Origin of the sequence: Hydrogenophaga atypica (genome assembly GCF_042665215.1) — a bacterium.
Taxonomy (GTDB): Bacteria; Pseudomonadota; Gammaproteobacteria; order Burkholderiales; family Burkholderiaceae_C; genus Hydrogenophaga; species Hydrogenophaga defluvii_A.
Genome location: NZ_JBHTCA010000004.1, coordinates 369,832 through 394,193 on the forward strand (window position 1 = coordinate 369,832; position 24,362 = coordinate 394,193).

23 protein-coding genes are annotated in these 24,362 nt (G+C 64.7%); 17 read left to right on the forward strand and 6 right to left on the reverse strand.

The genetic code is table 11. From position 1 onward, the window contains the following. The first annotated feature begins 249 nt into the window (after positions 1-249). The 9 genes from gyrA to lapB all read left to right on the forward strand — a co-directional run bounded on the left by gyrA (position 250) and on the right by lapB (position 11,742). Positions 250-2,904 carry a DNA gyrase subunit A gene (gene gyrA, locus ACFQPB_RS08550; RefSeq protein WP_382198452.1) on the forward strand — a complete coding sequence of 885 codons (2,655 nt, stop codon included), beginning with the start codon at positions 250-252 and terminating at the stop codon, positions 2,902-2,904. Between the two features lies 1 nt (position 2,905). Beyond that, on the forward strand, positions 2,906-3,997 hold the full coding sequence (serC, locus tag ACFQPB_RS08555) for a 3-phosphoserine/phosphohydroxythreonine transaminase (RefSeq protein WP_382221872.1): 1,092 nt from the start codon (positions 2,906-2,908) through the stop codon (positions 3,995-3,997). A 13-nt stretch (positions 3,998-4,010) separates the two neighbouring features. After that, the gene (gene pheA, locus ACFQPB_RS08560) at positions 4,011-5,108 is read left to right on the forward strand and encodes a prephenate dehydratase (RefSeq protein WP_382198456.1); all 1,098 of its coding nucleotides are present in this window, start codon (positions 4,011-4,013) and stop codon (positions 5,106-5,108) included. A 2-nt stretch (positions 5,109-5,110) separates the two neighbouring features. Next, complete coding sequence (locus ACFQPB_RS08565) at positions 5,111-5,992, forward strand: prephenate dehydrogenase (RefSeq protein ID WP_382221874.1); 882 nt, start codon at positions 5,111-5,113, stop codon at positions 5,990-5,992. After that, positions 5,992-8,028: a bifunctional 3-phosphoshikimate 1-carboxyvinyltransferase/cytidylate kinase gene (locus tag ACFQPB_RS08570; protein WP_382221877.1), complete on the forward strand. Its 2,037-nt coding sequence runs from the start codon at positions 5,992-5,994 to the stop codon at positions 8,026-8,028. Before ACFQPB_RS08565 ends, ACFQPB_RS08570 begins: the two co-directional genes overlap by 1 nt. 158 nt (positions 8,029-8,186) lie before the next feature. Continuing rightward, positions 8,187-9,866, forward strand: a complete 1,680-nt coding sequence (gene rpsA / locus ACFQPB_RS08575) for a 30S ribosomal protein S1 (protein ID WP_382198462.1) — start codon at positions 8,187-8,189, stop codon at positions 9,864-9,866. A 126-nt stretch (positions 9,867-9,992) separates the two neighbouring features. Next, positions 9,993-10,322, forward strand: a complete 330-nt coding sequence (locus ACFQPB_RS08580; RefSeq protein WP_382221880.1) for an integration host factor subunit beta — start codon at positions 9,993-9,995, stop codon at positions 10,320-10,322. 33 nt (positions 10,323-10,355) lie between these two features. Further along, positions 10,356-10,607, forward strand: coding sequence for a lipopolysaccharide assembly protein LapA domain-containing protein (locus ACFQPB_RS08585; protein WP_382221883.1), 252 nt, complete (start codon positions 10,356-10,358; stop codon positions 10,605-10,607). Then, on the forward strand, positions 10,597-11,742 hold the full coding sequence (lapB, locus tag ACFQPB_RS08590; RefSeq protein ID WP_382221886.1) for a lipopolysaccharide assembly protein LapB: 1,146 nt from the start codon (positions 10,597-10,599) through the stop codon (positions 11,740-11,742). The genes ACFQPB_RS08585 and lapB overlap by 11 nt, the downstream gene beginning before the upstream one ends. A gap of 123 nt (positions 11,743-11,865) precedes the next feature. On the opposite strand, the gene rplS is transcribed toward lapB, so the two are convergent. From rplS to rpsP, 4 genes are all read right to left on the reverse strand, one after another. Next, entirely contained in the window at positions 11,866-12,222 is a 357-nt protein-coding gene (gene rplS / locus ACFQPB_RS08595) for a 50S ribosomal protein L19 (RefSeq protein WP_382198469.1), read from the reverse strand. A gap of 110 nt (positions 12,223-12,332) precedes the next feature. Then, entirely contained in the window at positions 12,333-13,127 is a 795-nt protein-coding gene (trmD, locus tag ACFQPB_RS08600) for a tRNA (guanosine(37)-N1)-methyltransferase TrmD (protein WP_382221889.1), read from the reverse strand. A 14-nt stretch (positions 13,128-13,141) separates the two neighbouring features. Continuing rightward, positions 13,142-13,738, reverse strand: coding sequence for a ribosome maturation factor RimM (gene rimM, locus ACFQPB_RS08605; protein ID WP_382198473.1), 597 nt, complete (start codon positions 13,736-13,738; stop codon positions 13,142-13,144). A gap of 66 nt (positions 13,739-13,804) precedes the next feature. Next, on the reverse strand, positions 13,805-14,059 hold the full coding sequence (gene rpsP / locus ACFQPB_RS08610) for a 30S ribosomal protein S16 (protein ID WP_382221892.1): 255 nt from the start codon (positions 14,057-14,059) through the stop codon (positions 13,805-13,807). A 176-nt stretch (positions 14,060-14,235) separates the two neighbouring features. On the opposite strand from rpsP, the gene ACFQPB_RS08615 reads away from it, so the two are divergent. Then, complete coding sequence (locus ACFQPB_RS08615) at positions 14,236-14,757, forward strand: GNAT family N-acetyltransferase (protein WP_382221895.1); 522 nt, start codon at positions 14,236-14,238, stop codon at positions 14,755-14,757. 7 nt (positions 14,758-14,764) lie between these two features. Further along, a complete protein-coding gene (locus tag ACFQPB_RS08620) occupies positions 14,765-15,211 on the forward strand; it encodes an NINE protein (RefSeq protein WP_382221898.1) in 447 nt (148 codons plus the stop codon). Here the strand turns inward: ACFQPB_RS08620 and ACFQPB_RS08625 are convergent, their stop codons facing one another. Beyond that, positions 15,212-15,577: a DMT family protein gene (locus ACFQPB_RS08625; protein ID WP_382198480.1), complete on the reverse strand. Its 366-nt coding sequence runs from the start codon at positions 15,575-15,577 to the stop codon at positions 15,212-15,214. It lies immediately after the preceding gene. Positions 15,578-15,601: 24 nt separating this feature from the next. After that, entirely contained in the window at positions 15,602-16,597 is a 996-nt protein-coding gene (locus tag ACFQPB_RS08630; protein ID WP_382221901.1) for an AEC family transporter, read from the reverse strand. A 29-nt stretch (positions 16,598-16,626) separates the two neighbouring features. Between ACFQPB_RS08630 and ACFQPB_RS08635 the strand changes: the two genes are divergently transcribed. From ACFQPB_RS08635 to ACFQPB_RS08660, 6 genes are all read left to right on the forward strand, one after another. Next, entirely contained in the window at positions 16,627-18,105 is a 1,479-nt protein-coding gene (locus ACFQPB_RS08635) for a potassium/proton antiporter (protein WP_382221904.1), read from the forward strand. Between the two features lie 100 nt (positions 18,106-18,205). Beyond that, positions 18,206-18,895: a TetR/AcrR family transcriptional regulator gene (locus ACFQPB_RS08640; RefSeq protein ID WP_382221907.1), complete on the forward strand. Its 690-nt coding sequence runs from the start codon at positions 18,206-18,208 to the stop codon at positions 18,893-18,895. Continuing rightward, positions 18,892-20,025 (forward strand): efflux RND transporter periplasmic adaptor subunit, encoded by a 1,134-nt coding sequence (locus ACFQPB_RS08645; RefSeq protein ID WP_382221909.1) that lies wholly within the window; start codon positions 18,892-18,894, stop codon positions 20,023-20,025. The genes ACFQPB_RS08640 and ACFQPB_RS08645 overlap by 4 nt, the downstream gene beginning before the upstream one ends. A 16-nt stretch (positions 20,026-20,041) precedes the next feature. Continuing rightward, complete coding sequence (locus ACFQPB_RS08650; RefSeq protein ID WP_382221912.1) at positions 20,042-23,230, forward strand: efflux RND transporter permease subunit; 3,189 nt, start codon at positions 20,042-20,044, stop codon at positions 23,228-23,230. A gap of 42 nt (positions 23,231-23,272) precedes the next feature. Continuing rightward, positions 23,273-23,971, forward strand: coding sequence for a protein-L-isoaspartate O-methyltransferase family protein (locus tag ACFQPB_RS08655; protein WP_382221916.1), 699 nt, complete (start codon positions 23,273-23,275; stop codon positions 23,969-23,971). Continuing rightward, complete coding sequence (locus ACFQPB_RS08660; protein ID WP_382198549.1) at positions 23,968-24,321, forward strand: rhodanese-like domain-containing protein; 354 nt, start codon at positions 23,968-23,970, stop codon at positions 24,319-24,321. The genes ACFQPB_RS08655 and ACFQPB_RS08660 overlap by 4 nt, the downstream gene beginning before the upstream one ends. Positions 24,322-24,362 lie beyond the last annotated feature (41 nt).

Below are 24,362 nucleotides of genomic sequence, written 5' to 3' on the forward strand. Positions count from 1 at the left end.
GATTGAAGGCGCAGGGCTTCTGCGATGAATGACGACGCCTCAAGTGACCACCACTTAAAACGTTGAGATTTATTTTGCCACAAGCCCGCAGCCGTTCCGAATTGGCTGGCGGCGTGAAACTTACTTGAGGATTGAAGTGCGTAATTTGTTGCGAGCGCACCACACTGGGGCCGAGATCGGCGCAGGTTTGGGCCCATCGGTCAGCCCACTAGAATGGTGGATTGCGCCCGCACACCGAGTTCGCCCCATATGACCCAGTTCGCCAAAGAGACCCTGCCGATCAGTTTAGAAGAAGAAATGCGGCGCAGCTACCTCGATTACGCGATGAGCGTGATCGTGGGACGTGCGCTGCCCGATGCGCGCGACGGCTTGAAACCGGTGCACCGCCGGGTGCTGTTCGCAATGCACGAGCTCAACAACGACTGGAACCGGCCGTACAAAAAATCGGCGCGTATCGTCGGTGACGTCATCGGTAAGTACCACCCGCACGGCGACAGCGCGGTGTACGACACCATCGTGCGCATGGCGCAGGACTTTTCGCTGCGCCACATGCTGGTGGACGGCCAGGGCAACTTCGGTTCGGTGGACGGCGACAGCGCGGCCGCCATGCGTTACACCGAAATCCGCCTGGCCAAGATCGCCCACGAAATGCTGGCCGACATCGACAAGGAAACCGTCGATTTCGGGCCCAACTACGACGGCAGCGAAAAAGAACCGCTGGTGTTGCCCACGCGCCTGCCCAACCTGCTGGTCAACGGCTCGGCCGGCATCGCGGTGGGCATGGCCACCAACATCCCGCCGCACAACCTCAACGAGGTGGTGGACGCCTGCCTGCACCTGCTCAAGCACCCCGAGGCCTCCATCGACGATCTGATGGAGATCATCCCGGCGCCCGACTTCCCCACCGCCGGCATCATCTACGGCATCAACGGCGTGAAGGACGGCTACCGCACCGGCCGTGGCCGTGTGGTCATGCGCGCCAAGTGCCACTTCGAGGACATCGACAAGGGCCAGCGCCAAGCCATCATCGTCGATGAAATTCCGTACCAGGTGAACAAGAAGACGCTGCTGGAGCGCATTGCCGAACTGGTGCACGAGAAGAAGATCGAGGGCATCAGCCACATCCAGGACGAGTCCGACAAAGACGGCATGCGGGTGGTGATCGAGCTCAAGCGCGGCGAAGTGCCCGAGGTGGTGCTCAACAACCTGTACAAGCAGACGCAGCTGCAAGACACCTTCGGCATCAACATGGTGGCTCTGATCGACGGTCAGCCCCGCCTGTGCAACCTCAAAGACCTGATCCAGGTCTACCTGGAGCACCGCCGCGAGGTGGTGACCCGCCGCACGGTGTTCAACCTGCGCAAGGCGCGCGAACGCGGCCATGTGCTGGAAGGCCTGGCGGTGGCGCTGGCCAACATCGACGAGTTCATCCGCATCATCCGCGAATCGCCCACCCCGCCGGTGGCCAAGGCCGAGCTGATGACCCGCGCTTGGGACAGCCAGTTGGTGCGCGAAATGCTCACCCGCGCCAAGGCCGATGGCAGCGTCATCAACGCCGACGACTACCGCCCCGAGAGCCTGGACCGCAGTTTTGGCATGGGTGGTGATGGCCTGTACCGCTTGTCCGAAACGCAGGCGCAGGAAATCCTGCAAATGCGCCTGCAGCGCCTGACCGGCCTGGAGCAGGACAAGATCGTGGCGGAATACAAAGAGGTGATGGCCGAGATCGACGATCTGCTGGACATCCTGGCCCGCCCGGAGCGTGTGTCCACCATCATCGGCGACGAGCTGGCCGACATCCGCAAGGAATTTGGCCAGACCAAGCTGGGCGCGCGCCGCAGCCTCATCGAGCACAGCGCCCAGGACTTGAGCACCGAAGACCTGATCACGCCCACCGACATGGTGGTCACGCTCTCGCACTCGGGCTACATCAAGAGCCAACCCTTGAGCGAATACCGCGCGCAAAAGCGCGGCGGGCGCGGCAAGCAAGCCACCGCCACCAAAGAAGACGACTGGATCGACCAGCTCTTCATCGCCAACACACACGACTACATCCTGTGTTTCTCCAACCGGGGCCGGCTGTACTGGCTCAAAGTGTGGGAGGTGCCCTCGGGCTCGCGCGGTTCGCGTGGCCGGCCCATCGTCAACATGTTCCCGCTGCAAGAGGGCGAGAAGATCAACGTGGTGCTGCCGCTGACCGGCGAAATGCGCAGCTTCCCCGACAACCGCTACGTGTTCATGGCGACAAGCATGGGCACGGTGAAGAAGACGGCGCTGGACGAATTCAGCAACCCGCGCAAGGCCGGCATCATTGCCGTGGACCTGGACGAGGGCGACTTCCTGATCGGTGCTGCCTTGACCGACGGCCAGCACGACGTGATGTTGTTCAGCGATGGCGGTAAAGCCGTGCGTTTTGACGAGAACGACGTGCGCCCCATGGGCCGCAACGCGCGCGGCGTGCGGGGCATGATGATCGAAGACGGCCAAAGCGTGATCGCCATGCTGGTGGCCGAGGACGAGCAGCAAAGCGTGTTGACCGCCACCGTCAACGGCTACGGAAAACGCACCCCGATTGGCGAGTACACGCGCCACGGCCGGGGCACCAAAGGCATGATCGCCATCCAGCAAAGCGAACGCAACGGCAAGGTCGTGGCCGCCACCCTGGTGCATGCCGACGACGAGATCATGCTGATCACCGACAAGGGGGTGCTGGTGCGTACCCGGGTGAGCGAAATCCGAGAACTGGGCCGCGCTACCCAGGGCGTGACGCTGATCGCGCTGGACGAGGGCTCGTCGCTCAGCGGTTTGCAGCGCATTGTGGAAAACGACGCCAACGTGCGCGATGACACCGCGCCCGAAGAAGGCGGCAGCGACGACGATGCCGCTGCCACGCCGGAGGCCTGAGATGACGCGCCCCTACAACTTCTCGGCCGGCCCGGCCGCCATGCCTGAGGCCGTGCTGCGCACCGCCGCCGCCGAAATGCTGGATTGGCACGGCAGCGGCATGGGCGTGATGGAGATGAGCCACCGCGGCAAAGAATTTGGTGCCATCTACGCGCAGGCCGAAACCGACCTGCGCGAGCTGCTGGCGGTGCCGACTCATTTCAAAATTCTGTTCATGCAGGGTGGTGGTCTGGCCGAAAACGCCATCGTGCCGCTCAACCTCTCGCGCGGCGGCGCGGTGGACTTTGTGCTCACGGGCAGCTGGAGCCAGAAATCGGCCAAGGAAGCGCAGCGTTATTGCCAGGCGCACGTGGCCGCCAGCGCTGAGGACAGCCACTTCACCACCTTGCCCGATCCGGCCACCTGGCAACTGCGCCGTGACGCCAGCTACGTGCACCTGTGCAGCAACGAGACCATCCATGGTGTCGAATTCCACAGCCTGCCCGACCTGAAAGCCCTGGGCAGCGACGCGCCACTGGTGATCGACTTCTCCTCGCACGTCTTGTCGCGTCCCGTCGACTGGAGCCGCGTGGGTCTGGCTTTCGGCGGCGCGCAAAAGAACGTGGGCCCCGCCGGCGTGACGCTGGTGGTGGTGCGCGAAGATCTGCTGGGCCACGCCCTGCCCGCCTGCCCCACGGCTTTTGACTACAAGACGGTGGCCGACAACGGCTCCATGTACAACACCCCGCCCACCTATGCCATCTACATGGCCGGCCTCACCTTCCAGTGGCTCAAGGCCCAGGGCGGCGTGGCCGAAATGGAGCGCCGCAACATCGCCAAGGCGGAGCTGCTGTATGGCTACCTCGATGCCTCCTCGTTCTACGTGAACAAGGTGGACAAGGCCTGCCGTTCGCGCATGAACGTGCCGTTTTTCCTGCGCGACGAAAGCCGCAACGAGGCCTTCCTGGCCGGCGCCAAAGCGCGCGGTCTGCTGCAACTCAAGGGCCACAAGTCGGTGGGCGGCATGCGCGCCAGCATTTACAACGCCATGCCCATAGAAGGCGTTCAGGCGCTGGTGGACTACCTGCGCGATTTCGAAAAAGAACAGGCTTGACCAAAACACTGCCATGAGCCAACCCATCCAGTCCGAAGCGCTGGGCGCCCTGCGCGTGCAAATCGACAGCATCGACAAACAGCTGCTGAGCCTGCTCAACCAGCGCGCCCATGTGGCCGAGCAGGTGGGTGAAATCAAAAAGGCCGAGGGCTCGCCTTTCTTCCGCCCCGACCGCGTGGCGCAGGTCATCGACAAGATACAGAACGCCAACCAGGGCCCGCTGCTCAACCAGCATGTGGCCGCCATCTGGCGCGAAATCATGTCGGCCTGCCTCGCACTCGAAGCACCGCAGCGTGTGGCCGTGCTGGGGCCGGAAGGCACCTTCACCGAACAGGCCGCCATCGAATTTTTTGGCAGCGCGGCCAACATGATCTACTGCGCCAACTTCGACGAGGTCTTCCACGCCACGGCGGCCGGTACCGCGCAGTACGGCGTGGTGGGGATGGAAAACTCCACCGAAGGGGTGGTGGCGCGCTCGCTGGACCTGTTCCTGCGCTCGCCCGTGCATGTGGTGGGCGAAGTCAGTCTGCTGATCCGCCACAACCTGCTGCGCCAAGTCAACAGCCTGGACGGCATCGAGGTCGTGATGGCCCACCCGCAGGCGCTGGCCCAGTGCCAAGGCTGGTTGTCGCAGCATCTGCCACATGCCGAGCGCCGCGCGGTGTCGAGCAACGCCGAAGGTGCGCGTCTGGCCGCCACCAACCCGGCCTGGGCCGGCCTGGCCAGCGAACGCGCCGCCGCCCAGTTCGGCCTGCACATCGTGGCCCACGCCATCCAGGACGAAGCCTACAACCGCACCCGTTTTGCCATCATCTGCCTGCCGCAGACGCTGGCCATGCCTCCCGCCTCGGGCAAAGACTGCACCAGCTTGGTGGTGTCGGTGCCCAACCGCCCGGGCGCCGTGCACGATCTGCTGGTACCGCTCAAGAACAACGGCGTGTCCATGACCCGTTTCGAGTCGCGCCCGGCCAAATCGGGCCAGTGGGAGTATTACTTCTACATCGATATCGCCGGTCACCCGTCGCAGCCCAATGTGGCAGCGGCGCTGGCCGAATTGAAGGGCCTGTGCGCCTTCTACAAGGTGCTCGGGGCCTACCCGGTGCAAGACTGAACATGTTTGAACAGCTGGGCCTGATCGGCTGCGGCCTCATGGGCGGCTCGTTCGCCCTGGCACTGAAGCGGGCCGGCTTGGTCAAGCAGGTGGTGGGCTACAGCAAGTCGCCCACCACCACAGCCAAGGCCCGGCAACTGGGCGTGATCGACGTGGAGGCACCGTCGGCGTTGCTGGCGGTGTCGGGCGCCGACATCGTGCTGGTGGCCGTGCCGGTGGCCGCCACCGAAGACACCTTCAAGGCCATACGCCACCTGCTCACACCCCAGACACTGCTGATGGACGTGGGCTCGACCAAAAGCGACGTGGTCGCGGCCGCCCAACGCGTGCTGCGCGACCACCTGACCGGCTTTGTGCCCGCCCACCCGATTGCGGGCAAGGAAGTGGCCGGCGTAGAACATGCCGACGCCGACCTGTACGTGAACCGCCAGGTCATCCTCACCCCCACCGAACACACCAGCCCAACACACGCCGACCGGGCAGAACAGCTGTGGCGCGCCTTGGGGGCGCAGGTGTTGCGCATGAGCCCGCAACAGCACGACGCCACCTACGCGGCGGTGAGCCACCTGCCCCACCTGCTGGCCTTTGCCTACATCAATGGCCTGGCCTCGCAACCGCAGGGCCAGCAGTTCATGGCCATGGCAGGGCCAGGCTTTCGGGATTTCAGCCGCATAGCCGCCAGCGACCCCAGCGTGTGGCGTGACATTTTGCTGGCCAACCGCGACGAGGTGTTGGCCCAGAGCCGCCACTTCCGCGCCGCACTCGACGTGCTGGAGCAGGCGGTGAGCGAACAACGTGCCGACCTGCTGGTGCCCCTGATCGAACAGGCCCGCTCGCTGCGCAGCCCGTGGCAGATGCCAGCCACAAAGAACACCGACGACTGATGTACGACATACCGTTCCTTGACCTGCCGCCCCTGCAAAGTGCCGCTGGCACCGTGAGCCTGCCCGGCTCCAAAAGCATTTCCAACCGCGTGCTGCTGCTGGCCGCTTTGAGCGAAGGCCGCACCACGGTGCACGACCTGCTGGACTCGGACGACACCCAGGTGATGCTGACGGCCCTGCGCACCCTGGGCTGCGGCGTGGACGCACAAGCTGACGGCACGCTGGCCATCACCGGCCTGAGCGGCAGCTTGCCCCAGCGCAGCGCCGATTTGTTTTTGGGCAACGCCGGCACAGCCATGCGCCCGCTGTGCGCCGCACTGGCTTTGCTGGCCACCCAGCACGGGGGTCAGTTCGATCTGCGCGGCGTGCCCCGCATGCACGAACGCCCCATCGGTGACCTGGTGGACGCACTGCGCCAACTGGGCTGCCCGGTGGACTACCTCGGCAACGAGGGCTACCCACCGCTGCGCCTGGGCACAGGCCAGACGGGAACGCTCCAGTTGGGTCAACCCATCCGCGTGCGCGGCGACGTGTCCAGCCAGTTCCTGACCGCCCTCTTGCTGGCGCTTCCGCTGGTGGCCAGCAAGGATGTGGTGATCGACGTCGTTGGCGAACTGATCTCCAAGCCCTACATCGACATCACGCTCAAGCTGCTCGCGCAATTTGGCGTGGCGGTGCAGCGCGACGGATGGCAACGCTTTACCATCCCGGCCGGCAGCCGCTACCGCTCGCCGGGCGACGTGTTCGTGGAAGGGGATGCGTCCTCGGCCAGTTACTTCATCGGCCTGGGCGCGATCGCCAGCGACACCGGCATCACCGTGCAAGGCGTGGGCCTGGCGTCCATCCAGGGCGACATCCGTTTTGTGGAAGCCGCACAGGCCATGGGCGCACAGATCACGGGCGGCCCCAACCACCTGCACATCCGGCGCGGTGCATGGCCCTTGAAAGCCATCGACCTCGACTGCAACCACATCCCCGACGCCGCCATGACCTTGGCCGTGATGGCGCTCTACGCCGACGGCCCGACCCGGTTGCGCAACATCGCCAGCTGGCGCGTGAAAGAAACCGACCGCATCGCCGCCATGGCCACCGAGCTGCGCAAGCTGGGCGCAACGGTGGAAGAAGGTGCGGATTTCATCCGCATCGAACCGCTGGCGGCGGGCGGCTGGAAGCCCGCGTCCATCCACACCTACGACGACCACCGCGTGGCCATGTGTTTCTCGCTCGCCACCTTCAACCCCGACCGGGTGCCGGTGCGCATCGAAGACCCCAAATGTGTGGCCAAAACCTTCCCCGACTACTTTGAAACCCTGTTCGAGGTGGTCACACCGGTGGCGGGCGCCGTGCCGGTGATCTGCATCGACGGCCCCACCGCCTCGGGCAAAGGCACGTTGGGCGCCGCCGTGGCACAGGCCCTGGGTTACCACCTGCTGGACTCGGGCGCGCTGTACCGTCTGGTGGGCCTGGCCGCGGAACGCGCCGGGCTCTCCACCGCCAGCGAAGACCTGGCCCACCCCGAACACGGCGTCCGCATGGGCGCCCTGGCGCAGGCGCTTCAGGTGCGTTTTGATGGCGACAGCATCTGGCTGGACGGCGACAACGTCACCGACGCCCTCCGGACCGAGGCCGCCGGCATGGCCGCGTCCCGCGTGTCGGCCGTACCGGCCGTGCGCCAGGCCTTGCTGGCCCTGCAACACGGTTTTGCGCGCCTGCCCGGCCTAGTGGCCGACGGCCGCGACATGGGCACGGTGATCTTCCCCCAGGCGCCGCTCAAGGTCTTCCTCACGGCCAGCGCCGAGCAACGTGCCGACAGGCGCCATAAGCAGTTGATTTCCAAGGGGATTTCGGCTACACTCGACAGTCTTTTGGCAGACCTGAAAGCGCGCGACCTGCGGGACAGCACCCGCAAAGACGCCCCCCTCAAGCCCGCCGAAGATGCCAAGCTGCTGGACAACTCCAGCCTGGACGTCGAGCAATCGGTGGCGCAGGTGCTGTTGTGGTGGCAAGGCACGCGGCCTTTTAACTTGCAAAAGTAAGGGCCGCACCGGCCCAGAAAGCCCCGCCGGGTATTCACACCGCCCGCAGGCCCGATGGTTCATTCAACCAACCCGCGCATCCCGCGCATTTGTCAACGCTGCATCCGGTCACCCCGGCACCTCAAAAACGCTGGCCCGTCTGCAGATTAGGAAACCCCATGTCTGAATCTTTTGCCGCCCTGTTTGAAGAATCCCTCAAGCGCGCCGAAATGCGCTCCGGTGAGGTCATCACCGCCGAGGTGGTTCGCATCGAACACAGCCACGTGGTCGTCAACGCTGGCCTGAAGTCGGAAGCCTATGTTCCGCTCGCCGAGTTCAAGAACGACCAGGGCGAACTCGAAGTCCAAGTGGGCGACTTCGTGTCCGTGGCCATCGACTCCGTTGAAAACGGCTTTGGTGACACCCTGCTGAGCCGCGACAAGGCCAAACGTCTGGCCTCCTGGATGGCCCTGGAAAAGGCCCTGGAATCCGGCGAGTTCGTCACCGGCACCACCTCCAGCAAGGTCAAGGGCGGCCTCAAGGTCATGGTCAACGGCATCAGCGCCTTCCTGCCGGGCTCGCTGGTGGACAGCCGTCCGACCAAGGACCTGACCCCCTACGAAAACAAGACCCTGGAATTCAAGGTCATCAAGCTGGACCGCAAGCGCAACAACGTGGTGCTGAGCCGCCGCGCCGTGGTGGAAGCCTCCATGGGCGAAGAGCGCGCCAAGCTGATGGAAACCCTGCGCGAAGGCGCGATTGTCCAGGGCGTGGTCAAGAACATCACCGAATACGGTGCCTTCGTGGACCTGGGCGGCATCGACGGCCTGCTGCACATCACCGACATGGCATGGCGCCGTGTCCGCCACCCGAGCGAAGTCGTTCAGGCCGGCCAGGAAATCACCGCCAAGATCCTCAAGTTCGACACCGAGAAGCACCGCGTCTCGCTGGGCCTCAAGCAGATGGGCGACGACCCGTGGATGGGCGTTTCGCGCCGCTACCCGCAAGGCACCCGCATGTTCGGCAAGATCACCAACATCGCCGACTACGGCGCGTTTGTCGAGCTGGAGCCGGGCATCGAAGGCCTGGTGCACGTGTCCGAAATGGACTGGACCAACAAGAACGTTGCGCCCTCCAAGCTGGTTTCCCTGGGTGACGAAGTCGAAGTCATGGTCCTGGAGATCGACGAAGACAAGCGCCGCATCTCGCTGGGCATGAAGCAGTGCCGTGCCAACCCCTGGCACGAGTTTGCCGAAGCCACCAAGCGCGGCGACCGCGTCAAGGGCCCCATCAAGTCGATCACCGACTTCGGCGTGTTCGTCGGCCTGGCCGCCGGCATCGACGGTCTGGTGCACCTGTCCGACCTGTCCTGGAACGAGCCTGGCGAAACCGCCGTGCGCAACTACAAGAAGGGCCAGGAAGTCGAAGCCATCGTGTTGGCCGTGGACGTCGAGCGCGAGCGTATCAGCCTGGGCATCAAGCAGCTGGACAGCGATCCCTTCACCACCTTCGTGTCGATCAACGACAAGGGTGCCGTGGTGACAGGCAAGGTCAAGACCGTGGATGCCAAGGGCGCTGAAATCGACCTGGGTGAAGACATCCTGGGCTACCTGCGTGCCTCCGAAATCAGCCGCGACCGTGTGGAAGACGCACGCAACGTGCTGAAAGAAGGCGATGAAGTGACGGCTGTGGTGGTCAACATCGACCGCAAGACCCGCAACATCCAGCTGTCCATCAAGGCCAAGGACCAAGCCGACCAGCAAGAAGCCATGGCCACCCTGAGCCAGTCTTCGGGCAACGCCGGCACCACCAGCCTGGGCGCCCTGCTGCGCGCCAAGCTGGACAACAACGAGAAGTGATGACGCAATGACCTCGCTGCGGCGCAGCTCGAATGACCAGGTGCCCTCTGTGCACCCCATGACCCCATCGTCATTTGGTCATCGAGCCGCGCAGCGGCCAGGTCATGTGAGCGCCAAGCGAACGTCATGACCCGTAGCGATCTTGTTGAAGCCCTGGCCGAGCGATTTGGCCAGTTGACCCAGCGCGATGCGGAATTCGCTGTCAAGTCCATCCTGGACGCGATGAGCGAGGCCCTCGTCAACGGCCACCGCATCGAGATCCGTGGCTTCGGCAGCTTTTCGGTCAACCACCGCTCGCCTCGCATGGGCCGCAACCCACGCTCGGGCGAGAAGGTGGCCATCCCCGAAAAACGTGTGCCCCATTTCAAACCCGGCAAAGCCTTGCGCGAGCAGGTCGATGCCCGGACGTCGGCCATGCTGAACACCGTCGCCGACACGACCCTGGTGAACGCCTGACGACTACAATCATCCCGCCACGAAAGGGATGACTTGAAATACCTCATGTGGCTGCTCAAGGCAGCCATTTTTTTTGCCCTCTTCGCCTTTGCGCTGAACAACCAGGCGCCGGTGCATGTGCACCTGTTCTTTGGCGCCTACTGGCAGGCGCCACTGGTGCTGGTGCTGCTCATTGCGCTGGTGCTCGGTGTGGCTATGGGCGTGCTGGTGATGCTGCCCGTCTGGCTGCAGGCCCGGCGCACCCGAACGGCCCCACCTCCCGCCAAGCCGCTCCATGGATCTTGATCTGACCTGGCTCCTGTGGGGCCTGCCCCTGGCCTTTGCCGCCGGATGGCTCGCCTCGCGTTTTGACTTGCACCAATGGCGGCTGGAGGGCAGGCGTGCCCCCAAGGCGGTTTTTCGCGGGCTCAACCAACTGCTCAACGAGCAACAAGACCGCGCCATCGACTCTTTCATCGAAGCGGTACAAAACGACCCCGACACTTCCGAACTGCACTTTGCGTTGGGCAACCTCTTCCGCCGCCGAGGCGATTACGACCGCGCGGTGCGCGTGCACGAACACCTGCTGGCACGGGGTGACCTGTCCCAAAAAGACCGCGACCGCGCCCAGCACGCGCTGGCGCTGGACTTCCTCAAAGCCGGCCTGCTGGACCGCGCCGAAGCCGCCCTGCGTCAACTGGAACATTCCGCCTTCGCTGACGAAGCGCGACAGGCGCTGCTGGGCATCTTCGAGCGCGCACGCGACTGGCCACAGGCCATCGCCATGGCCGAGCAACTCGACAAGGAACACACCGGCGCCTACCAACTGCGCCTGAGCCATTTTTTGTGCGAAATGGCCGCGACGGCCAGCAAACGCCAAGCCACGGACGAGGCCATGCAACTGCTGGAGCAAGCCCGCACACGCGCGCCCGATGCGCCCCGCCCCCACGTGGAAATCGCCGCGCTGCAGCAATCGCAACAACAACCGGATGCGGCGCTGGACACGCTGTTGGCCCTGACCGCCACCCACCCTCAAACCCTGCCCTTGGTGGCCCATCCCATGGCCCAACTGGCGCAGCAGACCGGGCGAAGCCAGGCTGTGCGGGCGCGGCTCGAACAGCTGCAACCCACGCCACCGTCCATTGATGTCACCGAGGCCATTGCCGGCCTCAGCACCGACCCCACCATCGCACGCGGCACCTACCTGCGCCATCTCGAAAGCGAAGCTTCGTTGGTGATGGCGGCGCGCTGGCTGGCGGGCGAATCGCTGGGCGGCACCCAGCAGCAAGCCTTGGTGTTGCGCGCGCTCGACCAGGCCACCCAACCCCTCAAACGTTACCGCTGCGCCGCCTGCGGGTTTGAGGCCAAGCAGTATTTCTGGCAATGCCCCGGCTGCCAGAACTGGGACAGTTACCCCACCCGCCGGGTGGAAGAACTGTGAGGTAACCGCCCCCCGCGCCGCCTTCGGCGGCATCCCCGGCCATAACACAACGCTCCGTGTGCTGGGTGAGAAGGCAAAAAAAAACCGCTGCGATGCAGCGGTTTTTTCTGAGGACCGGGTTGCTTACGCGCCCAGCTTTTCCTTGATGCGGGCCGACTTGCCGCTGCGATCGCGCAGGTAGTACAGCTTGGCGCGGCGCACATCACCGCGGCGCTTGACTTCGATCTTGGCAATGCGAGGGCTGTACAGCGGGAAGGTGCGTTCCACGCCTTCGCCGTTGGAGATCTTGCGGACGATGAAGCTGGAGTTCAGGCCACGGTTGCGGCGAGCGATCACCACACCTTCGTAAGCCTGCAAACGCTTGCGGGTGCCTTCCACCACGCTCACGCTGACGATCACGGTGTCGCCAGGCGCAAAAGTGGGGATTTCCTTGTTCAGGCGAGCAATTTCTTCTTGCTCAAGGGTCTGGATGAGGTTCATGGTTTCCTGTTGATGGTCATGCACGCGCTGCACAAAAGGCCCCAAATCCAAAGCCATGAACACACGGACAACGGTCAGGGCGGCCGAGCAGAGGACCGCATAGCCCGCGATTATAGCCTGTCTGACTGGCGCCCGGCAAGCCACAACTCGTCGGCTTTGCTCAGCCCACCTTGGGCACGAACGGCCGCCAGCACATCGGGCCGCGCCTCAGCGGTCACCGCCAAGCTGGCTTCGCGCCGAAAACGTTCGATGCGGGCATGGTGCCCCGAGAGCAAGACCTCGGGCACGGCCTGAGCGCCATGAGGCCCTTGCCACACCTCGGGCCGGGTGTAGTGTGGGCAGTCGAGCAAGCCGTTCAAGGCCGGGTTGAAGCTGTCCTGCTGGTGGCTGCCGGCATCGCCCAGCACGCCGGGCAACAGGCGCGCCACCGCATCCAACAAAGCCAGCGCGGCGATCTCGCCCCCCGATAAAACGAAATCCCCCAGGCTCATTTGGTGCGTGACATAGGTGTCGATGAAACGCTGGTCCAAGCCCTCGTAGCGGCCACACACCAAAACAGCCCCCCGCCCCTCGGCCCAACGCGCCACCTGCGGGTGATCAAGGCGTTGGCCCGCAGGTGAAAAGAGGACCACAGGCGCAGGCGCATCGGACGGTTCAGCCTCGGCTGCTTGGCGCGCCATGCGGATGGCGTCCAGGCAGCGCGACAAGGGCTCGACCATCATCACCATGCCGGGGCCGCCGCCAAATGGGCGGTCGTCCACGCGGCGGTACTGCCCATCGGCAAAATCGCGCGGGTTCCAGAAGTGCACCTCCACCTGGCCTGACTCGAACGCACGGCGGTTGATGCCGTTGTGCAGAAACGGCGTGAACAGTTCGGGAAACAGGGTGAGGATGTCGAAGCGCATGGCGCGTTCCAGCCTCAGTAGTCGGTCTGCCAATCGACCGTGATGCAGCGCGCGGCGAGGTCGACCTTGTCGACGTAAACCGACACAAAAGGAATCAAACGCTCGGCAGGCTTGCCGGCGTCCTCGCCCGCGTCGGGGCCTTGTGTGTAGTCCAGGCACAAGACGGAATGAGGACCTGTGGGCATGAGGTCTTTGACCACCCCCATGTGCACCCCTTCACGGTTCACCACGTCCAACCCCAACAAATCGACCCAGTAGTACTCGCCATCTTCGGCAGGCGGAAAGTGCTGCCGCGAGATGAAGATGCGGGCGCCTTTGAGGGCTTCGGCGGCCGTTCGGTCTGGCAGGCCGGCGAGCAAAGCCACGAGGCCCTTGGCGTGTTCCTTGATCTCATCCACGCGCGCCGAAACGACGCCGTCGAAGGCGGCAAAGCCACGGGCGTAGCGGCCCTCGGGTGGGCACAGAAACCAGTCTTTGGAATAGAAGAGCGCCTGCGGATCGGCGCTGTGGGAGTGGACATGCAACCACCCCTTGATGCCCCAGGCTTCGGCCAGGCGGCCCACTTCCACCGCGTCGGCGGGCAAGGAGGCTGGGGTCAAACCGGCAATCATGCGTGTGGGGCGCTCAAAAAGAAACAGGCCCCGGGCGAAAAGCACGGGGCCTGTGGGATCACACGATCAGGCAGCGGCCTTGGCAGCGTGTTGCTTGACCAGGCGGGCCACGGTGTCGGAGGCTTGTGCACCCACGCCGGTCCAGTAGGTCAGGCGGTCTTGGGCGATGCGCAGGGGCTCTTCGCCGCCACGGGCCAGCGGGTTGTAAAAACCGATGCGCTCGATGAAGCGGCCATCGCGGCGGTCGCGCTTGTCGGCCACAACAATGCTGTAGAACGGACGGGCTTTTGCGCCGCCGCGGGAGAGTCGAATGACGACCATGATTTATCCTTCGGGTGGTGGTGACAGACGCAACTCTTTCGGAGAGGACCTGGCACCGCAAAATTTTGCAACGCTTGAGACACACGACTGACCACCCGGTCAGCGAAACGCCGCAAAGCCCGCGATTATAGCCTTCACCGGCGTTGTGCGCCATACCGACCGAACGACCACCTGCCATGCCCCTGATTCGCCCGAGCACCGACCACGACATTGCCGCCATCACCCGCATCTATGCCCACCATGTGCTGCACGGCACGGGCACCTTCGAGACCACGCCACCGACCGAGGCCGACATGCTCACCCGCCGCGCGGACGTGTTGTCCAAAGGCTTGCCCTGGCTGGTGCTGGAAGACGGAGGCAACGTCATCGGGTTTGCCTACGGCAACTGGTTCAAGCCCCGCCCGGCCTACCGCTTTTCGGTTGAAGATTCGATTTACCTGGCCCCCGAAGCGGCCGGCAAAGGCCTGGGCCGCGCGCTGCTGGCCGAGCTGCTGGCCAAGCTGCAAGCCGGTGGCGTGCGCAAGGTGATGGCGGTCATCGGCGACTCGTCCAATGCCGGCTCGGTGGGCGTGCACGCCGCGCTCGGGTTCGAACGGGTCGGCGTCGTCAAGTCCTGCGGCTGGAAATTTGACCGCTGGCTGGACATCGTGCTGATGGAGAAAAGCCTGGGCGAAGGCGACAGCACGCGTCCAGAATAAGCACACCATGCACACCAAGAACAAAACCGTCGCCGCCTGGCTGGCCTTGCTGGGTGGCCCGCTGGGCCTGCACCGCTTCTACCTCAAAGGCCTGGGCGACACCCTGGGCTGGCTCTACCCGCTGCCCACCGCGCTGGGTCTGTGGGGCGTGGAGCGCCTGCAAAGCCTGGGGCAGGACGACAAACTGTCATGGCTGCTGATCCCGCTGCTGGGCTTCACCGTGGCCAGCACCTGTCTGACGGCCATCGTCTACGCGCTGACAGACCGTGCACGCTGGAATGCGCGCTACAGCACCTCGGCTGAGAGTGGTGCCGGCAACACCAACGGGCTGACCATCACGGCCATTGTGGTGTCGCTGCTGGTGGGTGCCGGCTCGCTGATGGCCAGCCTGGCTTTCAGCTTCCAGCACTACTTCGAATACCAAGTTGAGGAAGCGCGAAAAATAAGCCAGTGATCAGTTGCTGCGGAACATGAAGTACACCGCGCCCACCATGCACAGGCCGGCCCACAGAAAGTCGAGCTTGAGTGGCTCCTTCATGTAGAAAACAGCAAAAGGCACGAACACGCTGAGCGTGATCACCTCTTGCATGATTTTGAGCTGGGCCACGCTGAACTGGGTGTGGCCAATGCGGTTGGCGGGCACCTGCAGCAGGTACTCGAACAGCGCAATACCCCAGCTCACCAGCGCAGCCACCAGCCACGGTGATGCCGCGTGGCTGCGCAGATGGCCATACCAGGCAAAGGTCATGAACACGTTGGAGGCGATCAGCAGACCCACGGTCTGCACCGACACGGGCAGGGATTGCAAAAAGGTGATCATGGCCACTCCAGTGAAACGACGCCCTCAGGACACCAACCACATGACCACGCTGAGCGTGACCAAACCCATGGCGGTGGACACCCCCACGCTGGCGGTCACCACGTCTTCGGCCACCTGGTAGCGTTGCGCAAACAAGAACACATTGGCGCCGACCGGCAGCGCGGCGGCCACCACCATCACCGTCCAGGGCAGGCCGGTCAAACCCCACACCCAGCCACTGAACGCCACACAGGCGGGCAGCGCCAAATTCTTCAGCGCGGTCACCCACAAGGTGTGTCGCCACAGGCCCGCGACGCGGGTGCGCGCCATGGTCACCCCCACCAGCAACAGCGCGATGGGGCCAAACGCATTGGCCAGCAATTGCAGCGGCTTGTCCACCACGACGGGCAGCCCCCAACCCGTCTGGCCGTACAACAGCCCACACAGAATGGGCAGCGGAATCGGGTGGATGACGGTGCTCTTGACGGCCGCACCGACCGTCACCCACAGCGACGTGGCAGCCGCCCCCGACGCCCTCGCTTCTCGGGCGACCACCAGTTCGAAGACGATGGTGATCACCGTCAGCAGCACCAGCGCATGCACCGAAATCAGCGTCAGCAGCGTGACCAGGCCGGCTTTGCCATAGGCCAGCTCCACCAGAGGGATGCCGATCATCACCGTGTTGGAGAACACCCCGGCCAAGGCAAATGCCACCGAACGCCTGTCCAGCCCCTGGAAGGCCAACAGCACAAAAAACAAACCCAGCGCGGCACTGAAGTACACCAGCAAGGGCAAGGGGTCGAGTTGCTCGACACGAACCGTGCTCATGGTCCGGAACAGCAAGGCCGGAATCAGCACCAGAAACACCAGGTTGGACAGGTCGCGCACCGCGCCGTCGCGTATCCAGTGCAAACGCCCCGCCAAAAACCCCAGGGCAATCAGCAGCACCACCGGCGTGAGCGAAACCAGAACAGGGTGTTGGGCAGGAAAATTCACGGCCGCGATGTTACCCGCAGCCTGCAGGTGATCAAGGCTGGGCAAGGCACCGCTTCTGTTAGTGTCAAGGGATGATGGCGCTTTCCCTCGACTTTCTTTCGCTGCCCTTGCTGGCGGCGGCGGCGCTGGTGTTTGCCAGCGTGCTCGCAGGCCTGTTCTCTGCCCGCCTGGGTTTCTCGTTCTTGTTGGTGTTTCTGATCGCTGGCCTGCTGGCGGGCGAGGACGGCCCCGGCGGCCTGAGATTCGACGACTTCCGTTTGAGTTTCTGGGTCGGCAACGTGGCCTTGGCGGTGATCCTGCTCGACGGTGGTTTGCGCACCGAACAAGCGACCTTTCGCACCGGTTTGCGGCCCTCATTGCTGCTGGCCACGCTGGGCGTTGTGCTGTGCGCCGGCATCACGGGCGCTGCCGCCCACTGGCTGCTGGCGCTGGACTGGCCACGCGCCCTGCTGCTCGGTGCCATCGTGGGCTCCACCGATGCGGCAGCGGTGTTTGCCCTGCTCAAAAACTCCGGTGTCCGGCTGAATGAACGTGTGGCCGCGACACTGGAAATCGAGTCCGGTATGAACGACCCGATGGCGGTGTACCTGACGCTGGCCCTCATTGGCGTCGCCCTCAGCGCACAAGACGCCAGCCAGGCCGGTGTGCTCGCCTGGCTGCAGTCCTTTGTGTTGCAGTTTGGGCTGGGCGCCTTGCTGGGAATTGGTGGCGGTTGGGCCTTGGCCGAACTGCTGCGCCGGGTCCAGTCCCGATTCGACACGGGCGACGGCGTGCTGGCCTTGCTGCTGGTCTCGGGCGGTCTGGCGGTGTTTGCCTTCACCACGTGGGCAGGTGGTTCGGGTTTTCTGGCCGTGTATGTGCTGGGGGTGGTGGTGGGCAACCGGGCCAAGCAGGCCGTTGCCCCCGCGCTGGCGGCCATGGACGGCTATGCCTGGCTGGCCCAAGCCGGCATGTTCTTGTTGCTGGGCCTGCTGGCCACGCCCGGTCAAGTCGCCAACACCTTCTGGCCGGCGCTGGGGTTGGCGGTCGTGTTGATGGCCGTGGCCCGCCCCCTGTCGGTGGCGCTGTGCCTCTGGCCCTTCCACTTCACGCGCCGCGAGATCGCCTACATCGCCTGGGTGGGGCTGCGAGGCGCCGTGCCCATCGTGCTGGCCATGTTCCCATTGATGGCCGGGGTCGAGGGGGCTCAGATATTTTTCAATGTGGCTTTGGTGGTCGTGTTGGCCTCCTTGTTGCTCCAGGGCTCCACCATTGCCCTGGCCGCACGCCGGCTGGGGCTGGCCTTGCCCGACCCAGACGACACGGCGCACACCCGCCAGGTGTTCGGCGACTTCGCGCTGGCGGCCCACACCCCGCTGTCGGATCTTTGCGCTTTCTACAACCTGCCACCGCCAGCCGATGCGCACCTGTCCACCGCACAGTGGCTGACAGCCACGCTCAACCGCCCACCGGTGGTGGGTGATGCCATGCGGCTGGGGAACGCCGAACTCAGTGTCCGCGAGATGGACGACGGGCACATCACACGCATAGGCATCCGCCTGCTGGAAGACTGAAAGGGTCGAATCGGGGACGCTTTACACGGCCTTGACCGAACGCCGTGTGCGCCAAGACGGGGATGCGCTATAGTTAATAACCAACTGGTCATTAACATCCATGTCCCCCCCAGCCTCCCCACCACCACCACCACCCGACGCCGACACGCGCCACAAGCGCGAGCGCCGCAAGGAGGCGCGCCCGGGCGAGCTGCTGGACGCGGCGCTGGACCTGTTCGTGGAAAAGGGCTTCGCCGCGACCCGCGTGGAAGAGGTGGCCGCCCGAGCAGGGGTGTCCAAGGGCACCCTGTTCCTGTACTTCCCGAGCAAGGTCGATTTGTTCAAAGCGGTGGTGCGCGAAGCCATCAGCGGCCGTTTTGACGAGTGGAAAGCCGAGATGGACAGCTTTCCCGGCGACACCGGCGAACTGGTGCGCGAATGCATGCTGCGCTGGTGGGAGCGCATTGGCAACACGCGCGCCTCAGGCATCACCAAACTGGTGATGAGCGAAGCAGGCTCCTTCCCGGAGATCGCCGCCTTCTACACCCAAGAAGTGATTGAACCGGGCAATGTGCTGGTGCGCACCATCCTGGAACGCGGCGTCAAGCGGGGCGAGGTGCGCGACATCGACATCGACAGCGCCTGCCACAGCATCATCGCGCCCATGATTTTTCTGACCATGTGGAAACACTCGCTGGGCCCCTGTTGCGCGGTGCAACCCACGCTGGACCCACGTGCCTTCATCCTGGCCCAGGCCGACATCCTCACCCACGGCCTGCTCAAGCCTTCCACCCGGACACATTCGACATGAAACGCTGGATCACCTGGTTGTTGTGGGGCGCACTGCTGCTGGCGGTTGTGTTGGGTGTGGCCCGAGCCTTGAACGCCCGCAAAACCCAGCAGGCCGCCGCCACACAGGCTGCCGACGCCCTGCGCGCTGACGCCGTGCTCGCGCTCAATGCGGGCGACGTGCTGGTGGCCCAGCCCACCGACATGGCAACCAACGTGGCCTTGTCCGGCCCGCTCAAAGCCGTGCGCAGCGCCGCCGTGAAAGCCAAGGTGGCCGGTGAACTGCAAGGCCTGACGGTGCGCGAAGGCGACAGCGTGCGCGCCGGCCAGGTGATTGCCCGCATCGACAACACCGAAGGCCTGGCCCGTGTGCGCCAGGCCAGCGAACAAGCCGAGGCCGCGCAGGCCCAGGTGACCATTGCCCAGCGCCAGCGCGACAACAACCAGGCGCTGGTCAACCAGGGCTTCATTTCGCGCACCGCGCTCGACACCTCGCTGGCCAACCTCGACGCCGCCCAGGCCAGCCACAAGGCGGCGTTGGCCGCCCTGGACATCGCCAAAAAAGGCCTGGCCGACACCGAGCTGCGCGCCCCCATCAACGGCCAGGTGGCGAGCCGGTTGGTACAAAACGGCGAACGTGTGGGCCTGGATGCGCGCATCGTGGAGATCGTCGATCTGTCCGCGCTGGAGCTGGAGGCGGCGCTCGCGCCCGCCGACGCGCTGGCCGTGCGCGTGGGCCAAAAAGCCGAGCTGACCATCGAAGGCGCTCCCCTGCGTGTGCCTGCCACCGTGGCGCGCATCAACCCCACCGCGCAGGCCGGCAGCCGCAGCGTGCTGGCTTACCTGCAACTCCACACCACCGACGGCCTGCGCCAAGGCCTGTTCGCACAAGGCCAACTTCGCACCGGCCAGACACAAGGTGTGGTCGTGCCGCTGTCGGCCGTGCGCACCGACAAACCGCAACCCTACCTGCAACTGGTGCGCGACGGCAAAGTGGTGCACCAGACCGTGACGCTGGGCGCACGTGGCCGCGTGTTGGACGAGGACTGGGTGGCGGTGGCGCCGCTGAACGCGGGCGATCAGGTGCTGCGCGTGGCCGTCGGCGCACTGCGCGAAGGCACGGCGATCAGCCTGACCGCGCAGCCCAAATAAGCCTGGACACCCCACCATGTGGTTCACCCAGGTTTCGCTGCGCAACCCGGTCTTTGCGACCATGGTCATGTTGGCCTTTGTGGTGCTGGGGGCCTTCTCCTACCAGCGCCTGCAGGTCGACCAATTCCCCAACATCGACTTCCCCGTGGTGGTGGTCACCACCACCTACCCGGGCGCCTCACCCGAGATCGTCGAATCGGAGGTGACCAAGAAAGTTGAGGAGTCCGTCAACGCCATTGCGGGTATCAACAAGCTGACTTCGCGCAGCTACGAAAACCAGTCGGTGGTCATCATCGAATTCCAGCTGCACATCGACGGCCGCAAGGCGGCCGAAGACGTGCGGGAAAAAATCGCGCTGCTCAAACCGCTGTTGCGCGATGAGGTGGAAGAACCCCGCGTGCTGCGCTTCGACCCGTCCAGCCGCGCCGTGTGGTCGGTGGCTGTGCTGCCCGAGGCCAACGGACCCACCGCGGCCGAACTCACCAACTGGGCCGACCAGACGCTCAAAAAGCGACTTGAAAACGTGCGCGGTGTGGGCTCGGTCACGCTGGTGGGGGGCACGCAGCGGGCCATCAACATCGAGCTCATCCCGTCGGCCATGGAGGCCATGGGCGTCACACCCGAACAAGTGGTGAACGCGGTGCGCAGCGAGAACCAGGACCTGCCCGTGGGCGCACTCAAGTCGCGCGAGCAGGAACGGGTGGTGCAGGTGCAGGCGCGCATGGCCCGGCCACAGGACTTTGAACGCATCATCGTGGCCCGCCGCAACGGCCAACCGGTGTACCTGCAGCAGGTGGCCCAGGTGGTGGACGGCACCAACGACGTGGAAAGCCTGGCCCTCTACAACGGCCAGCGCACCCTGCTGCTGCAGGTGCAAAAGGCGCAGGACGAAAACACCATCGCGGTGACGGCAGGGCTCAACACCGCCCTGGCCGAGTTGCGCACACAGTTGCCCTCCGGGGTTCGGCTGGAGCCCATCGGCGATGCGGCGCGCCCCATCAAGGTGGCGGTCGACAACGTGCGCCGAACACTCATCGAAGGCGCCGTGCTGACCGTGCTGATCGTCTTCCTGTTCCTGAACTCGTGGCGCTCCACCGTCATCACCGGCCTCACGCTGCCCATCGCCCTGATCGGCACCTTCCTGTTCATGCAACTGTTTGGCTTCACCATCAACATGATCACGCTGATGGCGCTGAGCCTGTGTGTGGGCCTGCTGATCGACGACGCCATCGTCGTGCGCGAGAACATCGTGCGGCACGTGCAGATGGGCAAAACGCCTTTCCAGGCTGCCATGGATGGCACCCAGGAAATTGGCCTGGCGGTGTTGGCCACCACGCTGTCCATCGTGGCGGTCTTCCTGCCCATCGGCTTCATGGAAGGCATCATCGGCAAGTTTTTCCACGAGTTCGGCATCACCATCGTGGCGGCAGTGCTGATCTCCATGTTCGTGAGTTTCACGCTCGACCCGATGTTGTCCAGCATCTGGCACGACCCGGCCATCGACCAACACGGCAAACCTTTTGTGCCGGTGACGCTGTACGACAAAACCATCGGTCGACTCACACACTGGATAGACCGCGCGCAAGACCACCTGGCCGATGGCTACCAGAACATCCTGCGCTGGTCACTCAAACACAAGCTGGCCACGCTGGGCGTGGCGCTGGCCACTTTTGTCGCCAGCATCGTGATGGTGCCGCTGCTGGGCACCGAATTTGTGCCCAAGGCCGACTTTTCCGAAACCTCGGTCACCTTCCACACGCCCGTGGGTTCGTCGCTGGAAACCACCGAATCGCGCGCCGCGCAGGTGGAGGCCATCGTCCGCGAGTTCCCCGAAGTCAAATACACCCTGACCACCATCAACACCGGCAACGCCCAGGGCAAGATCTACGCCAATGTCTACGTGCGCCTGGTGGACCGCAAGGACCGCACCGTCAGCGTGGATGCGATGTCGGCCAAACTGCGCGAGCGGCTGCGGCAAGTGGCGGGCATCACGGTCACCCACGTGGGCCTGCTCGATCCGGTGGGCGGTCAGAAGGCGTTGGAGTTCTCACTGCAAGGCACCGACCTCAAGGAACTGGAACGCCTGAGCCAGCAGGTGCTGGAGCGCATCCGGACCATCCCCGGCCTGGTGGACCTCGACGCCAGCGTCAAACCCAACAAGCCCACGGTGGACATCGTGCTGCGGCGCGACCTGGCCTCGGACGCCGGTGTGGGTGTGGCCAGCGCCGCCAGCGGCCTGCGCACCCTGGTGGCCGGCACCACGGTGGGCAACTGGCGCGCGCCCGACGACCAGACCTACGACGTCAACGTGCGCCTGCCGGCGGCTGAACGCGCCCGCCTGGGCGACCTCGCCCAGTTGCCGCTGGTGACCGGCACCCAGGCCGATGGCAGCGCCCGCGTGGTGCGTCTGGGTCAGGTGGCCGAGGTGCGCGAGGCCACCGGCGCCAACCAGATCAACCGCCGCAACCTCACCCGCGAAGTGAGCATCAGCGCCAACAGCTATGCCCGCTCCACTGGCGAAGTGTCGGCCGAAATCCGCCAGGTGCTCGACAGCATCGCCTGGCCCCCCGGCTACCGCTACGAGTTCGGCGGCTCCACCAAAAACATGCAGGAGTCGTTTGGCTACGCCATCTCGGCCCTGCTGCTGGCCATCGTTTTCATCTACATGATCCTGGCCAGCCAGTTCAAGAGTTTTCTGCAGCCGCTGGCGCTCATGAGCTCATTGCCGCTCACGCTCATCGGCGTGGTGCTGGCGCTGCTGATGTTCCGCTCCTCGCTGTCCATGTTCTCGGTGATTGGCGTGGTGATGTTGATGGGCCTGGTGACCAAAAACGCCATCCTGCTGGTGGACTTCGCCATCCGCGCCCGCGAGGGCACACCCGACCACCCGGCGGTGGGCCGCGAAGACGCCCTGCTGATGGCCGCGCGCGTGCGCCTGCGCCCCATCCTCATGACCACGCTGGCCATGGTGTTTGGCATGGTGCCGCTGGCGTTTGCGCTCACCGAAGGTTCGGAGCAACGCGCCCCCATGGGGCAGGCGGTGATTGGGGGCGTCATCACCTCATCGCTGCTCACGCTGGTGGTGGTGCCGGTGGTGTACTGCTACATGGACGATCTCGCCCAGTGGGCACGCCGCCTCATGGGTTTACCCGCTTCACCAGCGGCAGGCAGTGCCTTGACAGCGCCGACACACACCCCCCGGTAAAATCGGAAACCCTGATTGACAAGCCCCACGGAGCCTTTTGCCATGACCGCCTTGCCCACCGCGTTCGACACCGAACAAGCCCGTTTCAACATGATCGAACAACAGGTCCGCCCCTGGGAGGTGCTGGACCCGCAGGTGCTCGCGCTGCTGGGTGAGGTCAAGCGCGAAGACTTTGCGCCAGCGGTGCACAAGGCACTGGCTTTTGTTGACATGGACCTCCCCTTGACCCAGCCCGCCGTGGAAGGCCAGTGCATGCTGTCGCCCCGCGTCGAGGCACGCATGGTGCAAGACCTGCAGCTGCAAGCCACCGACAAAGTGCTCGAAATCGGCACCGGCTCGGGTTTTTCGGCCGCCCTCATGGCACGCCTGGCGCAAGAAGTGCTGAGCCTGGAGATCGACCCCGCGCTCGCCAGCAAGGCGCGCACCCACCTGATGCAGGCTGGCGTGAACAACGTGGACGTGCGTCAGGCCGACGCCGCTGCCAACGACTTCGCGGCCTGCCGGGCCGCCGCGCCGTTCAACGCCATTTTGCTGAGCGGCTCGGTGACCGAGGTGCCTGCCAGCCTGCTGCAACTGCTGGCCGTGGGCGGGCGTCTGATCGCCATCACCGGCGACGAACCCATGATGCGCGCCACCCTGGTCACCCGCACCAGCGACACAGCCTTCCACACCACCCAGCCCTGGGACACGGTGGCACCACGTCTTCTGAACTTCCCCCAAGCTTCGCGCTTCAATTTCTGATGAACGCCCTGCGCCCCAACCAAATGGCCGCCTGGATCGCCCAGGTCAAGGCCGAGCTGCCCGCCGATGTGCTGCCCGTGGTGCTGGACGTGCGTGAGGCCTGGGAAGTCCAGACCGCCAGCGTCAAACCCGACGGCTTCGAGCTGGTCCACATGCCCATGCAGACCATACCCGCCCGTCTGCAGGACCTGCCGCGCGACCGCCCCATCGCCTGCCTGTGCCACCACGGTGGCCGCAGCGCACAGGTGACGCACTTCCTCAACAACCAGGGCTTCGATCAGGCGGTCAACATCGCCGGCGGCATCAACGCCTGGTCGGCCGAAGTCGATCCTTCTGTGCCGCGCTACTGAGCCATTGAGCCTCTCATTCAACCGATCCCAACCAGGACTTC

Coding starts and splice junctions, on each gene's coding strand:
- rpsA (WP_382198462.1), top strand. CDS start 8,187: ATGTCTGAATCTTTTGCCGCCCTGTTTGAAGAATCCCTCAAGCGCGCC.
- ACFQPB_RS08645 (WP_382221909.1), top strand. CDS start 18,892: ATGAAACGCTGGATCACCTGGTTGTTGTGGGGCGCACTGCTGCTGGCG.
- ACFQPB_RS08615 (WP_382221895.1), top strand. CDS start 14,236: ATGCCCCTGATTCGCCCGAGCACCGACCACGACATTGCCGCCATCACC.
- pheA (WP_382198456.1), top strand. CDS start 4,011: ATGAGCCAACCCATCCAGTCCGAAGCGCTGGGCGCCCTGCGCGTGCAA.
- ACFQPB_RS08570 (WP_382221877.1), top strand. CDS start 5,992: ATGTACGACATACCGTTCCTTGACCTGCCGCCCCTGCAAAGTGCCGCT.
- rplS (WP_382198469.1), bottom strand. CDS start 12,222: ATGAACCTCATCCAGACCCTTGAGCAAGAAGAAATTGCTCGCCTGAAC.
- ACFQPB_RS08655 (WP_382221916.1), top strand. CDS start 23,273: ATGACCGCCTTGCCCACCGCGTTCGACACCGAACAAGCCCGTTTCAAC.
- gyrA (WP_382198452.1), top strand. CDS start 250: ATGACCCAGTTCGCCAAAGAGACCCTGCCGATCAGTTTAGAAGAAGAA.
- rpsP (WP_382221892.1), bottom strand. CDS start 14,059: ATGGTCGTCATTCGACTCTCCCGCGGCGGCGCAAAAGCCCGTCCGTTC.
- serC (WP_382221872.1), top strand. CDS start 2,906: ATGACGCGCCCCTACAACTTCTCGGCCGGCCCGGCCGCCATGCCTGAG.
- ACFQPB_RS08640 (WP_382221907.1), top strand. CDS start 18,206: ATGTCCCCCCCAGCCTCCCCACCACCACCACCACCCGACGCCGACACG.
- ACFQPB_RS08620 (WP_382221898.1), top strand. CDS start 14,765: ATGCACACCAAGAACAAAACCGTCGCCGCCTGGCTGGCCTTGCTGGGT.
- ACFQPB_RS08580 (WP_382221880.1), top strand. CDS start 9,993: ATGACCCGTAGCGATCTTGTTGAAGCCCTGGCCGAGCGATTTGGCCAG.
- rimM (WP_382198473.1), bottom strand. CDS start 13,738: ATGATTGCCGGTTTGACCCCAGCCTCCTTGCCCGCCGACGCGGTGGAA.
- ACFQPB_RS08565 (WP_382221874.1), top strand. CDS start 5,111: ATGTTTGAACAGCTGGGCCTGATCGGCTGCGGCCTCATGGGCGGCTCG.
- ACFQPB_RS08650 (WP_382221912.1), top strand. CDS start 20,042: ATGTGGTTCACCCAGGTTTCGCTGCGCAACCCGGTCTTTGCGACCATG.
- ACFQPB_RS08625 (WP_382198480.1), bottom strand. CDS start 15,577: ATGATCACCTTTTTGCAATCCCTGCCCGTGTCGGTGCAGACCGTGGGT.
- lapB (WP_382221886.1), top strand. CDS start 10,597: ATGGATCTTGATCTGACCTGGCTCCTGTGGGGCCTGCCCCTGGCCTTT.
- trmD (WP_382221889.1), bottom strand. CDS start 13,127: ATGCGCTTCGACATCCTCACCCTGTTTCCCGAACTGTTCACGCCGTTT.
- ACFQPB_RS08635 (WP_382221904.1), top strand. CDS start 16,627: ATGGCGCTTTCCCTCGACTTTCTTTCGCTGCCCTTGCTGGCGGCGGCG.